The 16,267-nt window shown below is 72.1% G+C and carries 14 protein-coding genes; 7 read left to right on the forward strand and 7 right to left on the reverse strand.

Annotated features, from left to right (window positions below; translation table 11 throughout):
• Positions 1–54 precede the first annotated feature (54 nt).
• From ACIF83_RS20010 to ACIF83_RS20020, 3 genes are all read left to right on the forward strand, one after another.
• Entirely contained in the window at positions 55–753 is a 699-nt protein-coding gene (locus ACIF83_RS20010) for a TetR/AcrR family transcriptional regulator C-terminal domain-containing protein (RefSeq protein WP_399728526.1), read from the forward strand.
• Between the two features lie 56 nt (positions 754–809).
• Entirely contained in the window at positions 810–1,739 is a 930-nt protein-coding gene (locus ACIF83_RS20015) for a hypothetical protein (RefSeq protein WP_399728529.1), read from the forward strand.
• Positions 1,740–1,942: 203 nt separating this feature from the next.
• The gene (locus ACIF83_RS20020; RefSeq protein WP_393478243.1) at positions 1,943–3,130 is read left to right on the forward strand and encodes an acyltransferase family protein; all 1,188 of its coding nucleotides are present in this window, start codon (positions 1,943–1,945) and stop codon (positions 3,128–3,130) included.
• Between the two features lie 59 nt (positions 3,131–3,189).
• Here ACIF83_RS20020 and ACIF83_RS20025 read toward each other — a convergent pair whose 3' ends face one another.
• The 7 genes from ACIF83_RS20025 to ACIF83_RS20055 form a co-directional block, all read right to left on the reverse strand.
• Entirely contained in the window at positions 3,190–3,423 is a 234-nt protein-coding gene (locus ACIF83_RS20025; RefSeq protein ID WP_393478241.1) for a chaplin, read from the reverse strand.
• 90 nt (positions 3,424–3,513) lie between these two features.
• Positions 3,514–6,054 (reverse strand): discoidin domain-containing protein, encoded by a 2,541-nt coding sequence (locus ACIF83_RS20030; protein ID WP_399728533.1) that lies wholly within the window; start codon positions 6,052–6,054, stop codon positions 3,514–3,516.
• Between the two features lie 132 nt (positions 6,055–6,186).
• Complete coding sequence (locus ACIF83_RS20035; protein ID WP_399728535.1) at positions 6,187–7,002, reverse strand: inositol monophosphatase family protein; 816 nt, start codon at positions 7,000–7,002, stop codon at positions 6,187–6,189.
• Between the two features lie 49 nt (positions 7,003–7,051).
• Positions 7,052–8,863, reverse strand: a complete 1,812-nt coding sequence (locus ACIF83_RS20040; RefSeq protein WP_399728538.1) for an RICIN domain-containing protein — start codon at positions 8,861–8,863, stop codon at positions 7,052–7,054.
• A 113-nt stretch (positions 8,864–8,976) separates the two neighbouring features.
• Positions 8,977–10,155 (reverse strand): FAD-dependent oxidoreductase, encoded by a 1,179-nt coding sequence (locus tag ACIF83_RS20045; RefSeq protein WP_393478234.1) that lies wholly within the window; start codon positions 10,153–10,155, stop codon positions 8,977–8,979.
• 146 nt (positions 10,156–10,301) lie between these two features.
• On the reverse strand, positions 10,302–11,003 hold the full coding sequence (locus ACIF83_RS20050; protein WP_399728541.1) for an SDR family oxidoreductase: 702 nt from the start codon (positions 11,001–11,003) through the stop codon (positions 10,302–10,304).
• A gap of 78 nt (positions 11,004–11,081) precedes the next feature.
• Positions 11,082–11,858 carry a DUF1932 domain-containing protein gene (locus ACIF83_RS20055; RefSeq protein WP_399728544.1) on the reverse strand — a complete coding sequence of 259 codons (777 nt, stop codon included), beginning with the start codon at positions 11,856–11,858 and terminating at the stop codon, positions 11,082–11,084.
• A 251-nt stretch (positions 11,859–12,109) separates the two neighbouring features.
• On the opposite strand from ACIF83_RS20055, the gene ACIF83_RS20060 reads away from it, so the two are divergent.
• The 4 genes from ACIF83_RS20060 to mdlC are packed head-to-tail and all read left to right on the forward strand — an operon-like array spanning position 12,110 to position 16,264.
• Complete coding sequence (locus ACIF83_RS20060) at positions 12,110–13,018, forward strand: ABC transporter substrate-binding protein (protein WP_398139916.1); 909 nt, start codon at positions 12,110–12,112, stop codon at positions 13,016–13,018.
• On the forward strand, positions 13,015–13,827 hold the full coding sequence (locus ACIF83_RS20065) for an ABC transporter permease (protein ID WP_393478222.1): 813 nt from the start codon (positions 13,015–13,017) through the stop codon (positions 13,825–13,827). Before ACIF83_RS20060 ends, ACIF83_RS20065 begins: the two co-directional genes overlap by 4 nt.
• The gene (locus ACIF83_RS20070) at positions 13,824–14,663 is read left to right on the forward strand and encodes an ABC transporter permease (RefSeq protein WP_398139914.1); all 840 of its coding nucleotides are present in this window, start codon (positions 13,824–13,826) and stop codon (positions 14,661–14,663) included. The genes ACIF83_RS20065 and ACIF83_RS20070 overlap by 4 nt, the downstream gene beginning before the upstream one ends.
• The gene (mdlC, locus tag ACIF83_RS20075; RefSeq protein WP_399728549.1) at positions 14,660–16,264 is read left to right on the forward strand and encodes a benzoylformate decarboxylase; all 1,605 of its coding nucleotides are present in this window, start codon (positions 14,660–14,662) and stop codon (positions 16,262–16,264) included. Before ACIF83_RS20070 ends, mdlC begins: the two co-directional genes overlap by 4 nt.
• Positions 16,265–16,267: the final 3 nt, after the last annotated feature.

Raw genomic sequence — 16,267 nt, forward strand, 5'->3', positions numbered from 1 at the left:
CCCGAACTAAGTGCAAGTGGGTGACTTGAACTAAGTTCACCTACACTTGCGACCATGCCGCGAGACACCCTGACCGCAGACCAGATCGTCCGTGCCGCCATCGAGTTGCTGGACGAGGGCGGACTGGACGGGCTCAACATGCGCAGCCTGGGGCAGCGACTCGGCTCGGCCGCTACCGCGATCTACTGGCACATCAAGACCAAGGACGACCTGGTCAGGCTCGCCGGGGATGCGATCTGGGACGAGGTCGAGCTGCCCGAGCTCGACACCACCGACTGGCGGTCGGCCGCCGTCGCCACGGCGGCCGGCATGCACGCGATGCTCCTGCGGCACCCGTGGCTCGGTCAGGCGTTCGGCAGCCATCTCCTGTACGGCCCTCACAAGTCGCGCTACGACGACCACACCCTCGCCCTCTACGAGAAGGCCGGTTTCACCGCCGCCGACGCCGATCGGGCGGCCGCCACGGTGTTCGTCTTCGTCCTCGGCAGCGCCTTGGGCTCCGCCGCACAGGTCTCCCTCACCCGCCGCCTGAACAGGGGCGGGGGGGACGCCGAGGAGCAGCTGGCGGCCGCCATGACCCAGGCCGGCGAGATCGCGATGGGCTTCCCACGACTGCGTGAGCGCCTCGGCACACAGGCTGCCACCGACTACTCGGCGGCACCCGAGGACACCTTCGCGTTCGGCCTCCGATGCATCCTCGACGGCTTCGAGGCCCGCCTCGCCGACCTTACGGACGACACATACCGCGCATAAAGCCCATCGGGTGGGAGACTCGGACTCCGTAGCGGGGGTGCTCGAGAGGGACTCCGATGGATCTCGACGCGGTCGCCGATGAGCTGTACGGGCTGCGGCCGGAGGAGTTCGTCGCCGCCCGCGACCGGTATGCCGCGCAGGCCCGTACGTCCGGCGAGCGGGACCTCGCCGAGGAGATCGCCGCGTTGCGGCGCCCGAGCCTGGCCGCGTGGGCCTGCAATCTCCTGGTCCGCAGACTGCCCGACGAGGTCCAGCCGCTGCTCGGGCTCGGTGCGGAGCTGCGCCGGGCGCATCGCGAACTGGACGGTCAGCAGCTGCGCCTGCTCGCCCGCAGACAGCGTGAGGTGATCGGTGCGCTCGGGCGCCAGGCGCGGCGGCTGGCCGCCGAGGCGGGTCATCCGGTCGGTGAGGGCGTTCAGCGCGAGGTCGAGGAGACCCTGCACGCCGTCCTCGCCGACCCGGAGGCCGCCCGGGAGTGGGCGGCGGGCCGGCTGGTGAAGCCGCTCGGCGCGGCGACCGGGTTCCCGGACGCCGACGCGGCTGCCGTCGGGCGCCGCCCCGCGCCCGCGCCGAAGCCGAAGCCGAAGGCCATGCGACGCGGCGGCGGCGAGGAGCGCCGCCGGCAGCTCGCCGAGGCCCGCGCGCAGGCCCGGGACGCCGAGCGAGAGCTGCGTGCCCTGCAGGCGGAGGCGGCGGCCGCCGAAACGGGGGCGGTGGAGGCTGCCCGGCGGTCGGCCGAGGCGGAGGAGCGGCTGCGGGAGCTCCGGGAGGAGGCGCGGCGCGTCCAGGAGGAGCAGGAGCGGGCCCGCGCCGACGAGCAGAGCGCCCGTGAGCGGGCGCGCAAGGCCGACCGGGATGTACGCGAGGCCGGGCGCCGCGCCCGGGCAGCGGCCGCGCGGATCGAACGACTGGCCGAGGACGCCGAGGACCAGCAGTCGCACGGCACCGGCCGGAACTCACCTCGCAAGGCGAGGAGTTCACCGTGAGCCCGCACCATCCCGCAGCGATCGACGGGAGATGCCTTGACCGTTCACTCTTAAGGGTGCACCAGGTCCGGCCGTCCGTGGCATACCGCGGGTTCCGTCGTTCGGCAGCAGTGTGATGTTTGCAACGCGATGTGATGGAGAGGGGGCGAACGGGCAACGCTCCCCTTCATGCCCCACGCGAACCTCCTGCGGCAGGTGATTGGATGAGCACGGCGACGACCCGGGCGCCCCGGACGCCGTCCGTACGAACCGACGCATCCACGACCTCGCCGAGATCCTCCCCGCCCGCCGCCATGTCCTCCCTGCCGTCCCTCACCGGGCTGCGCTGGGTCGCGGCGCTGCTGGTGTTCGGACTGCACGTGAACAACTTCGGCTACTTCGGAGGCCACCCCGGTCGCATCGTGACCTGGGCGTTCGGGGCCGGCGCCACGGGCGTGTCGTTCTTCTTCGTGCTGTCCGGTTTCGTGCTGACGTGGTCCGCGCGGCCGCGTGACCGTGCGCTCGCCTTCTGGCGGCGGCGCATCGCGCGGATCTACCCGGTGCACCTGGTCACCCTGGCCGTCGCGTTCGTGATGACGTACACGCTGGCCCATCAGCCGAAGCCGACGCCCAAGCAGGCGCTGGCCAACGTCTTCCTGCTGCACTCCTGGTGGCGCCCCTGGTGGCAGACGCTGAACCCGGTCAGCTGGTCGCTGGCCTGCGAGGCGTTCTTCTACGCGGCCTTCCCGCTGCTGATCCTGCTGCTGCGCCGGCTGGGCGCACGAGGCGCGACGGTGCTCGGCGGACTCTCGGTGGTGGCGGTACTGGTCCTGGCCCGGGCGGACGCACACCACTGGATGGACGAGTCGATCTACTCCCTGCCGGCCGCCCGCCTGCCCGAGTTCGTCCTGGGCGCCGTCACGGCCCGGCTGGTGCTGCTCGGCCGCTGGCGCGGGCCCGGCCTCGAGGCCTCGCTGGCCCTGGCGATCATCGGTTACTTCCTGGTCCCGCAGGTCACACCCGGCTACTCCGCCACCGTCTGCACCATCGCCGGGTTCACCCTGCTCATCCCGGCCGCGGCGGTCGCGGATGCGCACGGGCTGCCCTCGCTGTGGCGGCACCGCCGGATGGTGCGGCTGGGGGAACTGTCGTTCGCCTTCTACATGATCCACCTGCTGGTCCTGCGCGCGGGCACCAACCTGCTCGGCACGAAGCCGCACTTCGGGGTCCTGGCCGGCCTGGCGGTCACCACCGCCGCCTTCGCCCTCTCCCTCGGGCTGTCCTGGCTCCTGTACGAGGCGGTGGAACGCCCGGCGAGACGCCTGCTGCTGCGCCGCCGACGCACCGGCACGCCCGCTCAACAGGAGGACGCCCCGCCCTCCAGGCGTGAGGCTCCGGCGGCGCGTGACTGAGCCGGTCCGGACAGCCGTGCGCCGGTCCCCCTCGGCAGGGACCGGCGCACGGGACGGTTTCAGCCGTTGGTGCAGGTGTTGGCGAGGGCCGGGTTCAGCAGCCCGATGATGTCGATGGTGTCGCCACACAGGTTGGCGTCGAGGTCGACCGGGATCTGGATGACGTTGCCGGAGAGGACGCCAGGGCTGTCGGTGGCGACACCGACCGGGTTCGGATCGGCCGCATAGGCGGCCGTCGTGCCGGCCAGGGCAAGGGCACCTGCGAGAACTGCTGTGGTAGCAAAGCTGCGCATACGCATGAGTTGCCTCACTGGTTGACGTAGGGACCCTTCCATCTCAGCGGCAAGGGACGGCGGCCGCCCGCTCTGGTACGCCGTTCGGGACTACGGGAACCGGGTGACCTTGGAGGGGACGGTGTCCGTTCCCGAGGTGGGGGCTCCCGTGGTGTTGACGACGTGGGCGTACTGGCCCTTGCCACCGAGGGAGATCACCAGCAGGTCGTGCATCCTGATGCCTGCCGTGGTCGGGACCTGGAAGCCGTGGGCCTGGACGATCGAGGGATCGGCCGTGTAGTTGCAGTAGCTGCCCAGCCCCCATGCCTCGTGCGTGGTGACGGAGTCCGCGACCTTGTAGGCCGCGTAGCCGACGATGCCGTCGTGGGTGATGGCGGCGGCGTTCGGGGCGTCGTACGCCTTCTCGTTCTGGAAGAAGATCGTCCGGCCGCGTTCTCCGTTCCAGTACACGTCGTACTTGTTGAAGTGTTCGACGAACAGGCCCGTGGCGAGGACGTCGTCGCCGTTGACGCGCAGGCCGTAGTCGGCGCGGTTGGAGTCCCAGCCGACGCCGCTGCCGTGGTCGGCGCGCCAGATCCAGGTGTGGTCGATGACGACGTCGTTGCTGTTGACCACCACGGAGTCGGTGGCGAGGCCGGGTCCGGCGCCGCCGATGCGGACGAACACGTCCTGCATGGTGGTGGGGTTGGCGGAGTGGTCGGCGGTGGAGCCGGGGGTGCCGATCCGCAGGAGCGTGTCGGAGTTGACGGGGCCCGCGTCGATCAGGAATCCGGCCAGCTTGACTCCGTCGACGTCGGCCACGTGCATCGCGTCGATGCCGCTGTCCGGGACGAGGGTGGCGAGGCCGAGGCCGAGGACGACGGTGTTGGCGCGGGTGATGTCGATGGTCTGGTCGAGGTGGTAGACGCCGGGTGTGAAGAGGAGGTTGAGGCCCTGGGCGAGGGCCTGGTTGATGGTGGCGGCGGTGGCGCCCGGCTTGACGACGTAGAACTGGTCGAGCGGGAGGGACGTGCCCGCATCGGCCGGCCAGGAGACTCCGCGGACGCTGGTGCGCTTGGCCGGGACGAAGACTTTGTAGGTGGAGCCGTCGAGATAGAGGAACGGCTTCTCCCGCGAGACGGGTGTCGTGTCCAGGGTGGTGTACGGACCGCTGTCGAAGTTGGTCGCCGGTGCGCCCTGGACGCCGGAGAAGGTCATGTTCCAGACCCCGTTGGTCCAGCCGCCGACCGAGCTGTCGCGGGTGTACCACTGCTGCTGGGAGTACGGCCCGACCGTGCCGTCGATCTTCGAGTCGGCGATGTAGCCGCCGGAGGCCCAGCCGTAGCCGTTCGGGGCAAGGTTGAGGCCGCCCTGGACGTGGATACGGCGGAAGGGCGCCGCCTGGGCGACCGCCCAGCGGTCCGTGCCGTTGGACGGCTTGATGGCGAGGTTCTCCGCCGAACGCCAGAAGTTCTGGGTGGCGTTGCCGTTGAACCAGCCCGCGTCCACCGTGACGTCGCCGTTGATCCGGGTGTCGTCGGGGTTCAGGCCGAGACCGGAGATGGAGGTGTAGAAGCCGATCTGGGCGTTGATGCCGTCGTAGGTGCCGGGCTTGAGCAGGAACTGGTAGCGCCCGGTGCCGAACTGGCTGGACTCCTGCTGGGCGAAGACGTCGTCGAACTTCTTCTGGAGATCGGGGGTCGAGGGGTCGACGACGATCACGTTCGGACCGAGGTCGCCGCCGCCCTGGACCGGCGGGGTGCCGGTGGAGCCGGTGTGTACGGCGACCTCCCACAGCGAGTAGCCGTAGCCGGTGCCGCGTGCGGTGCCGTTGATCCGGAGGTAGCGGCCGGAGCCGCTGACGTCGTAGGAGGCGGTGCCACCGCTCGCGCCGGTGACGCTCTTGAGGGTGCTCCAGCTCTGGCCGTCGGCGGAGGCCTGGATCTGGAAGTCCTTGCCGTACGCCGTCTCCCAGTTCAGCTCGACCTTGCACAGGTCCTTGACCGAGCCGAGGTCCACCTGGAGCCACTGCGGGTCCGAGGCCTGGCTGGACCAGCGGGTTCCGGTGTCGCCGTCGAAGGCGGCGGAGGCGGGGGTGCCGGCGTTCTCGGTGGAGGAGGCGGTGGCCGGCCTGCCCTGTGCGGCGTTCGCGGTGCCGCAGGCGGGCTGGGTGCCGCTCGTCGAGCCGAACACCTGGAACTCCCAGAGGGAGTAGCCCCATTGGGTCGCGCGGTGCACACCCAGCATGCGGACGTAGCGGCCCTGCCCGGACACGTCGAGGGTGTCGACTCCTCCGTCGGAGCCGGTGACGGACTTCAGGTCGGTCCAGCTGGTCCCGTCCGTGGATATCTGGACCTTGTAGTCCTTGCCGTAGGCGGTCTCCCAGTTCAGGACCACCTGGGTGACCGAGGCGGTGGCGCCCAGGTCGACCTGGAACCACTGGTCGTCGGCTGCGGCCGAGGACCAGCGGGTACCGGAGTCGCCGTCGACGGCCTGGGCCGCGGCGGTGCCGTAGTCCTCCTCGGAGGACGCTGTGGCCGTCTTCCCCTGTGACAGCGGGGTGTCGGCCGCGGCGGCCGGTGGATGGGTGGTGGGCAGGGCGATCAGCGCTGCCGTGGCGGCGAGCGCGATGCCCAGGGATCTCACTCTCATGTGGCGGCTCCATGCGGCTGCGGAGGTCAAGAAGCTGACCCCATGACTTAGTTCATGTTTTGATTTAAGTGGTGAGCCAACTGGGCGACAAGCCTTCGGAAGTCAAAACCTCCGAAGGCGTGCCGGATCGCGCTACACCTGCTGCCGTGTCTGGTTCCCGGCCATCTCCAGCAGTGCGGCGTGCGTCTCCGGGTCGGCGGCCACGATCAGCCCGCCCACGCCGGTGTGCAGGGGCTGGCCGTGGATGCCGGTGACCGTGCAGCCGGCGGCCCGGCACAGGGCGATGCCGGCAGAGAAGTGCACGCTGTCGCGCAGGTCGCCGTCGGTGACGTACGCGGCCCGGCGGCCGGCGGCCACCCAGGCGACCGCGAGGGTCGTGGAGACCACCCGGGGCCGGAACCGCCGCACGAACCCGGGGTCGGCCAGGAGGCGGACCGCCCGGAACCCCGGGGCGTTGGGGAACGGCGGGTCGAGATTGACGTCCACCAGTTGCGAGTCGGGCCTGGGCGCCAACTCCTCGTCCCTGCCGTCGCTTCGGACCCAGGCCAGTTGCCCGTCGGTCCAGAACACCTCGCCGTTGAACGGGTCGGCCGTCGCGGCCGCCGTGATCTCGTCGCCCGCCCGCAGGGCCACGTTCACCCCCACCAGCATGTTCCGCACCGCGTAGTTGAGGGTGCCGCACAGGGGGTCGACGAGCCAGCGGCGCCGCGCCGCGTCGGCGCCGGTGCTGCCGCTCTCCTCCCCCGTCACGGCGTCGTCGGGCCGCGCGGCGCGCAGCACCTCCAGAATGGCCTTCTCCGCCGCGAGGTCCGCCGCCGTCGCGAAGTCGCCGGCGGACTTCTCGAAGCGGGCGAGGGATTGCCCGTACATGTCGCGTACCACGTCCGCGCCCGCCTGGGCGGCCGCCAGGGCCAGGTGGGCGTCGGACTCCCCGTTGTCGATCAGCATGCGGGCAGGATAGGTCCCGGGCCCGCCGGGTCGGCGGGCCCGGAGTCGATCACCGCGTGCGGGCCGGGCCGGTCGGGGTGAGGGCCAGGGTCTGTTCGGCGGCGGTGCGGCCGCCGCCGACGGAACTCCCGCTCGTGTCCGTCCAGTTGCGTGCCGGAGTGGTCTCGGCGCGTCGGCCGGAGGTGCCGGACAGGGCGAGGACGAGGCCGCTGTAGCGGTTGACGAGACGGTAGCCGCCGTCGTCGCAGGCGCAGCGGATCAGGAACCACTGCTGGCCGACGGTCGGCCCGCCGGCCGGTGCCGCGGTGACGGTCGGCCGGGCGCCCCAGGCACGGCCTGCGGTGGTGGCGGAGTCGACGCCCAGCAGACGGCCACTGGCGGCGTTGGCGAGGGTGAAGGCGCCGTCGCCGGTGGCGGTGAAGGTCCACGACTCCCGGGCGGAGCCGGTGGGGGACGCGACGGATGTCGTGCCGGCGCCGCCGGAACTCTGCGCGAGGACCCGGCCCGTGCCACCGGTGATGCGGTAGCGGCGGGTGGTGTCCACCGGTGGCGCGGTGGGCCGGTCGGAGTCGATGGTGACGTCGACGTACTCGCCGGAGGAGTCGTGGGAGCAGCCGAAGGAGCAGTACGAGCGGAAGGTCCTGCCGACGACGGCGGAGCTGGTCCGGTTGGCGGGGTCGAGGAACCAGCGGTACCAGGACGCGTTGGTGTAGCCGCCGGTGTCGCCGATGAGGCGCCACTTCTGGGAGGCCAGGTCGTCGCTGGCGTAGAAGTACTGCGGTGAGTCGCCGCTCTGGTCGACGGCCTGCGGTTCCCCGATGTACAGGCCGAGGTGGGCGTCGTAGGCGATGTTCATGACGAACAGCGGCGAGGTCGGGGGCATCTTGCCGGCCGCGATCTGCTCGGCGGCGGTGCCGGTGCTGGCCGGGTCGTACTCGCCGGAGACAGGGGTGTAGCCGGTGGGGTGATCGGCGTCGACGGGCACGATGTTGCTCTCCCGGCCGCCGGTGCCGGGCTGGGACCAGGAGCCGTCGTACCATTTGCGCCAGGAGCCGGGGGCCATCTTCGCGGAGATCGGAGCGCGGGCCACGTGTTCGTAGAAGGCCTTCCAGCCTCCCTTCTTGTCCACGATCCGGGAGCCGTAATAGACGTAGAAGTACCCGGAGGCGGTGTCCACGTAGAGGCGCTGGTCGCCGTCGCCGTAGGAGTACGTCTGGTTCGGGAAGGCCGTCGAGTCCCCGCGCTGCGTGCTGTACGGGGAGGTCAGGACGTGGTCCTCGATGGTCCAGGTGCGGCCCCGGTCGGTGGAGACGGCGTAGTCGATGGCGTCGTAGTGCAGTCCGTCCCCGAAGGGCTGCGGGGTGAACTCGTTGTGCACCAGGCCGTACCAGTCACCGGTGTCGGGGTCGACCCACACCCCGGACAGGTCGCAGTAGTTCTTCTGGGCGTAACCGGAACCGCTCGGGGCGTACGTCGCCTCGCGGCCGGTCGGGCTGTTGTTGCATCGCCAGGTGGTGTCGTCGTTGCGGTCGGCGGAGTTGGCCGGGTCGACGGCCTTGCTCAGCGTCTTGTCGAACTTGGCGGTGTCGAAGTCCTTGCCGGTGTAGAAGTCCCAGGTGCGCGGGTCGTCGGCGCCGTAGAGGGCGGCGGACTGCTGGTAGTGGAAGGTGCCGTCCTTGTCGGTGTACGGGGTGGCGGGGGTGTCCGTGGGGTGGGTGAACGGCACCGGTGTCCCGACGCTCACGCTGTAGGTCGCGTCGGTGGCCGGGGGCGCGGCGGCCGCCGGGGCCGGTGTGCCGCCGCCCAGGGTCAGGGCGGCGGCCGCGGCCAGGGCGCCGCCTGCTCTGCTCAACAGTCGCACGGGTGCTCCTTGTTGCCGAAGGGCCGGTTGCACCGGAACGATCCGGGCCCGGTGGTTGCTCCGGCAATGGACTCCCATGCTCCGCCTCTTGCACTTTCGCGGCGGCGCGCCGCTCAGCGCTCCCCGTCGACGCCGGCCGGGAGCGGTGTCTCCCAGGCCAGTTGGCGGATCAGCGCGTCATCGACACGTGAGGCGCCGGGAGCTGCGGAAGCGGCGCGTGAGGGGGTGTGGGTGCCGCGGGAGATGCCTCCGCTGACGGTGATGTTGCGCTCGACGCGCGGGCGGCGGTGCTGCTCGTAGACGGTGAACGCGGTGCGCGGGTCGGGGGTGTCGCGCAGGGCCTTGGCCAGGACGACGGCGTCCTCGAGCGCCATCGAGGCGCCCTGCCCGGTGGCCGGGGAGGCCGCGTGGGCCGCGTCGCCGATGAGGAGGACTCGGCCCACGTGCCAGGGGGTGCCGAGCGGCATCTCGGCGGCGTTGACGACCATCGTGCGGTCGGCGCAGGCCGCGACGATGTCGCCGGCCGGACCGGTGTCCTCGCGCAGCAGGGGAAGCAGCTCCTCGCGCTGGTCGCCGGCGGCCGCGCGGTACGCGGGACGGTCGGCGGGCAGCGGGTCGCCGGCGACGCGGGCGAACCAGTACGTCTCCCCCGCCGGCGAGACCGCGTACCCGAAGGCGGACCTGCTGCCGCGCACCATGGTGATGGCGCCGGTGTCCTCGGCCGCGGGAGTGCTGTCCGTGTAGCCGTAGAAGACGCGCTGGCCCGCGTACCGGGGCTGTGCCGCGAGGGCCGCGACATGGCCGCGCACGGCCGAGTTGAGGCCGTCCGCGCCGATCAGCAGGTCTCCGGTGGCGGTACTGCCGTCAGCGAAGTGCGCGGTGACACCGTCGGGACCGTCGTCCACGGACACCAGGCGGGCGCCGTGGACGACGGCCATGCCGCGCCGGGCCGCCTCCGCCTGCAGGGCCGCGTTCAGCTCGCCGCGGCGCAAACAGCGGTAGCGCAGGGCGGGGTCGTCCGCCCCGGCGAGTGGCGCATGTGTCACCTCGGTGCCCGTGCGGTCGAGCAGGCGCAGCGAAGTCAGCGGAAAACCGACGGCCGTGACGGCGTCCGTGGCATCGAGCTGGGCCAGGGCACGCATGCCGTTCGTCGCCAGGGTCAGGAAGGCGCCGATGTCCTCGGCGGTGTCGGGGTGCGCCTCGAAGAGGGCGACGTCGTGTCCCACCTTCTGCAGGCCCAGCGCGGCCGCCGTGCCCGCGATGCCGCCGCCGATCACCAGTGTGCGTGCCATCGGATCCACCTCACCGTTCCGTTCCGGTACCTCGACCGGTGGCACAGGTACGCCATGAACGGCGGGGCGGGCAAGAACGCGGTGTCACATCCGGACGTGTCCGGGGGCCTGACCTGCGCCACGCCCCAACGGCTCGGATTCCGGGCTCACTTGGCGAGCTGCTGGTACATCGAAGCGAGGTCCTGCGAGAGGACCGACTTGACCCGGCGGGTGGCGTCGTCGCCGAGCACCTCGTATGCTCCGGACTCGATGCCGTCGAGGGCGGCCACCGCGATGTCGTGGGCGTTCGCCTTCGGGGCGTCGAGTCCGGCCGTCATGTCGGTGTCCACGTAAGCCATGTGAAGGCCCGTCACCTGGATGCCGCGGGACCGGAGCTCCAGGCGCAGGCTGTTGGTCTGCGACCACAGGGCTGCCTTGGTGGAGCTGTAGCTGCTGCCGTCGGCGAGCCAGGACAGTGCGGAGTGGACGTTCAGGATGTGGCCGCCGCCGTTGCGCTCGATGACCGGCACGAAGGCGCGGGTGAGCAGCAGCGGGCCGTAGTAGTTGATCTCGAACTCGCGGCGGACGTCCTCCAGCGGCGAGGTGAGCACTCGGGCGCCGGTCGCGATGCCGGCGTTGTTGATCAGCACGGTCACGTCCGGCGCCTGCTCGGCCAGGGCCGCCACCGAGGCGGGGTCGGTGACCTCCAGGGGCAGCGCGACGGCGTCGGGGTGGGTGATGGTGCGCGGGTCGCGGGCGGTGGCGTACACCTTCCCGGCTCCCCGCTCGTACAGCTCCTCGACGAGGGCCTTTCCGATGCCCCGGCTGCCGCCGGTGACGAGGACGACGGAGTTCTTGAGTGCGGTCACAGCAGTCTCCAGACAGGTGAAACCGATCGGTTTCCAGCATCGTAAACCGATCGGTTTCCAGGCTCAAGGAGGGGTGACTCAGGGGTGCGGGGTGGGGGACTCCCCGGTCAGGTCCGACAGGAGCCGGGCGACGGTCACCGTGGGGTCGTCCTTGTGGGCGTGCCAGCGGTCGAAGGTCCCGGCCGCGGCTTCGGCGAAGGTGCCGGGCAGTCCGGTGTCCCGCCAGGCCTGGGCGATCTCCCGCATCTCCGGCCCCCAGCGCCAGGCCCGGGGCCCGGCACTCACCAGGTGTTCCGGCCGCGCGAGCGGGGTGCCGGGCAGCAGGTGGGCCGCCAGGTCCAGCAGGTCGTCCAGCACTCCGTGGCCGTCGGCGAGGGCGCAGGCCTGTGCGGCGAGGGCGTACGAGATCTTGTTGTAGGCGGCGAAGGCCGGCTTGAGCGCGGAGGCCCGCCCGAGGGGGCCGTCCAGCGCGACCGGGGTGAGCAGCGTGCCGTCGAACAGCGCCGAGACCTCCTCGACGGCTTCCGTGTCTCCCGAGAGGTAGAGCCTGGTCCGCCCCGCCGGGCGGGGAGGCGGGCCGGTGATTCCGCCGTCCACCACGGTGGCCGCGCAGCCCTGGAAGAGGGCGCCGATCCCTGCCGCCGCCCGGGGGCTGATCGCGTTGGCGTCGACGTAGACCCCTTGAAAGCCGGTGGCCGCGGTCTGCCGGGCCACGTCGAGCGCGGCGGCCGGAGGACACACACTCAGGACGACGTCACACGTCGCCGCCAGTTCCGCCAGGCTGCCGAGGCGGGGCGCAGCCCGGCCTCGGCAGCCCGCTCCCGGGTGGCCGTCGAGCGCCCTTCCGGCACCCACCACACCCTTGCTCCCGCAATCACGGCCTGCGCCGCCACGCCCGCGCCCATGGCACCGGGGTGCATGATTCCCACGTCTCGCCCAGTCATGCCGGGACCCTAACTCCCCTGCAACGCTTCGCATTTCTCCAAAGCTCGACGAAAACCACCACTCGTCATGTAGCGATCACGACAATCACGGGTACGCATGCCCGTATGGCGTTACGTCGATCACGATCGGGACGAACCAGGTTCGCGGCGGCCATCGCCGCCGTGGCACTCATCCTCGCCGGCTGTGAGAGCGCGGGTTCCTCCTCCGACCACGGGCGGCAGGAGCTGACCGTGGCGGCTCTGCCGCTCACCGACTCGGCGGCCCTCTATCTCGCCCGGGACCGGGGTCTGTTCGCCAAGGAGGGCCTGGACGTGCGCATCCGGCCCGTGCAGCAGAGCGTCCAGGCGCTGCCCGCGCTGATCAAGGGCCAGGTGAGCGTGATCGCGAGCGCGAACTACGTCACCTACCTCCAGGCGTACGAGAAGGGCACCCTGGACCTGCGCATCCTCGCCGAGGGTGTCCGGATCGCCCCGCACATGATGGACGTCCTGGTGCCCAAGGACTCGACGATCAGGACTCCGGCGGACCTCGCGGGCAAGAAGGTCGCCGTCGCCGTCCTCAACAACATCCAGTCGCTGACCCTGAACGCGATCCTGGGTGCCAAGGGTGCCGGCCGGCCCGTCTACCGGCAGATCCTCTTCCCCCAGATGGGCCCCGCCCTGCAGCAGGGCCAGGTGGACGCCGTCCACGCCGTCGAGCCCTTCGACAGCGCGATCCGGGGTGAGCTGGGCGCCCGGGTGCTGCTGGACGGCGACTCACCGCCGGTGCAGGGCCTGCCCGCCAGCGGGTACGTCACCACGCGGGACTTCGTGCAGAAGCACCCGAAGGCGGCAGCGGGCTTCCGGCGCGCCATCGAGGCGGCCTCGAGGATCGCCGCCCGGGACCCGGGGGCCGTACGCGCGGAGCTGCCGAAGTACACCAAGGTGACCGCGGAACAGGCCGAGTCGATCCACCTGCCGACATATCCGGTGACCGCCGACCCCGCGCAGCTGCACCGTATCGTCCGGCTCATGCGCGACCAAGGTCTGCTGAAGAAGGATGTCGACCCGGCATCGCTGCTGGCCCGATGACACGGCGTCAGGAGTTCCTGCTCGGCGCCCTCGGCGCGGCTCTGGCCCTCGGCGCCTGCGAGGCGGTCGGCCGGGCCGGGGTCGTCCGGCGCAGCTATCTGCCGCCCGTCTCCGAAGTCCTGGCCCGGGCCGCGTGGTTGGCGGGCGACGGGACCTTCCTCGACGGGATCGGGGTCACGCTGCGGGCCTGGGCACTGGGCCTCGGTCTCGCCTGTGGGATCGCCGTGCCGCTGGGGCTGCTGCTGGGCACGGTACCGGTCCTGGAGGCCGCCCTGCGCGCGGTCGTGGAGTTCCTGCGGCCGTTGCCGTCCGTAGCCCTGATCCCGCTGGTGTCGCTGCTGCTCGGGTCGGGCACCGGTGCGGAGGTGACGCTGATCGCGTACGCGTCCGTGTGGCCGGTGCTGTTCAACACCGTCTACGGGCTGGCCGAGACCGATCCCCTGGCCAAGGACACGCTGCGGGCCTTCGGCTTCGGGCGGATCGGGGTGCTGCTGCGGGTGGAACTGCCGGGCACCGCCCCGTTCATCGCCGCCGGGGTGCGGATCTCCGCCGCGGTCGCCCTCATCCTGGCCGTCGCCTCGGAGATCCTCTCCGGGTTCGGCGAGGGGCTGGGCATCTTCATCGCCCAGGCGCAGACGGCCACGGACGGCACCCGGGACGTCCTGGCCGGCGTCCTGTGGGCGGGGACCCTCGGGCTGGTGATCAACGCCCTTCTGGTCGGCGCGGAGCGGCGGTTGTTCGCCTGGGCCCATGAACCCCGGGGCGCACCGCGGCGGTTCGGGACGGGACGGCAAGGGGCCGGGGCATGACGGCGGACGCGCAGCCCGGCCGCCGGGCCCTGCGCGGCTCGGTGACCCCCCGAGCCCGGACCGCCGTACCCTTGCTGCTGCGCTGGTCGGTACTGCTGCTCGCCGTCGCCTGCTGGGAGGCGGCCGCCCGCGCGCACGGCAGCGTGTACTTCCCGCCCCCGCTCCGCATCGCCCGTCACGCCCACGACCTGTGGTTCTCCGGGCCCGTCGGGCATCTCTTCCTCACCACCGCGGCCGTCGACAACATCCTGCCCAGCCTCGGTCGGATGGCGGCCGGCTTCGTGATCGCCGCCGTCGCCGGAATCCTGCTGGGCGTCGCGTTGGGCCGTTCGCGGCGGGCGTACGCGCTGTGCAACCCGGTGCTCCAGTTCGCTCGGGCCGTCCCGCCGCCCGCCCTGGTGCCGGTGTTCGTCGTCGTCCTCGACTTCGGTACGCCGATGCAGGTGGCGTCGATCGCGTTCAGTGCCGTGTGGCCGGTGCTGGTCAACGCGGCGGAGGGCGCCCGGGCCACGGATCCGCTGCGGCTGGAGGTGGCGGCGGTGCTGCGGCTGACGGGACCGGAGCGACTGTGGTTCCTCGTCCTGCCGTCCGCGCTGCCCCGGATCTTCGCCGGGCTCCGGCTGAGCCTGTCGCTGTGCCTGATCCTGATGGTCTTCTCGGAACTGCTCCCGGGCACCGCCGACGGGATCGGCTTCACGCTCACCGACGCCCAGTCGCGTTCCGACCTGCTCACCGTGTGGGCCGCGCTGATGCTGCTCGGCGTGCTCGGGTATCTCCTCAACACCGGACTGCTCGCGGTCGAGAGGCGGATCGTCGGTCCAAGGAGGGCTTCGTGACGACAACGGTGCGCGACGCCGTGGTGCGGTTCCTGCGCGACACCGGCATGACCACGGTCTTCGGCAATCCGGGCTCCACGGAACTGCGCATGTTCCGTCACTGGCCGGACGACTTCACCTATGTGCTCGGCCTGCAGGAGTCGACCGTCGTCGGCATGGCTGCCGGACACGCCCTCGGCACCCGTCGCGCGGCCTTCGTCAGCCTGCACTCGGCCGGCGGGGTGGGGCATGCGCTCGGCGCCGTCTTCAACGCCTTCCGCGACCGGGTGCCCCTGGTCGTCGTGGCGGGCCAGCAGGCACGCTCACTGATCCGGCTGCGGCCGTTCCTCGGCGCCGACGAACCGGCCCTGTTCCCGCGCCCGTACGTGAAGTCCGCCCGGCAGCCGGAGCGGGCCGAGGACGTGCCGGCCGTGCTCGCCGAGGCGTACCGGATCGCGATGACACCGCCACGCGGCCCGGTCTTCGTATCCGTTCCCGAGGACGACTGGGACCGGCCCGCCGAGCCCGTCGAGCCCCGCACGGTGCACTCCGCGTTCACGGCCGACTCGGACGCCCTCGCCACGCTCGCGGCCCGGCTCGGCTCGTGCGCCCGCCCGGCCCTGGTGGTCGGCCCCGGTGTGGACGACGAGGACGCGCTGGAGGAGGTCCGGGTGCTGGCCGAGCGGATCCGCGCCGGAGTGTGGATCAGCCCCCTGTCCGGCCGCTCCGGGTTCCCGGAGTCGCACCCGCTGTTCCAGGGGTTCCTGCCGCCGGTCGCCGGGCCGCTGGCCGCGCGCCTGGCGCCGTACGACGTGGTGGTGGCCCTGGGCGCCCCGGTGTTCACGTACCACGTGGCCGACGACGGGCCGCCCCTGGCGCCGGGCACCGACCTGTTCCACCTGGACTGCGACCCGGGCCAGGCCGCCTGGCTGCCCACCGGCACCAGCATCCTGACGACCCTGCGGCCCGCCGTGACCCGGCTCATGGAGCTGCTCGAGGAAACGGACCGCGACCCGCCGCCACCCCGCCTCGCGCCGGCGGCCGCCCGCGCCGCCGAGCACATCACCCCGGAACTGTTCTTCGACCTGCTCGCCGCCCGGCTGCCGCGCGACCGGGTGCTCGTCGAGGAGGCACCCAGCCACCGGGACGCCCTGCACGCGCGCGTGCCCGTCGACCTGAGCGGCGGCTTCCTCACCACGGGCAGCGGCGCGCTCGGCTGGGGTCTGCCGCTCGCGGTGGGTCGCGCCCTCGCCGACCGGCGCCGAGTGGTGTGCGTGGTCGGCGACGGCTCGGCGCTCTACTCCGTGCAGGCGCTGTGGAGCGCGGCCCGGTACGCGGCGCCGGTCACCTACGTCCTGCTGGACAACGGCGGTTACGCGGCCGTCCGCGCACTGGGCCGCCGGATCGGTGTCGCGCCCGTCCCCGGTACGGACATCGGCGGCATCGACTTCGCGGCCCTCGCCGAGTCGCTCGGCTGCCCGGCCGCCCGCGCCGAGCACCCCGACGAGCTGCCGGCCGCCCTGGACCACGCCCTGGGCCGGGGCGACGACGCGGGCCCGTTCCTGCTCCGGCTGCGGGTGGCCGGCGGCACGGGCACCCTGTACGAGCCCTGGGCCGGGTGACGG

The sequence above is a fragment of the Streptomyces sp. NPDC085866 genome (genome assembly GCF_044541035.1).
Classification (GTDB): domain Bacteria; phylum Actinomycetota; class Actinomycetes; order Streptomycetales; family Streptomycetaceae; genus Streptomyces.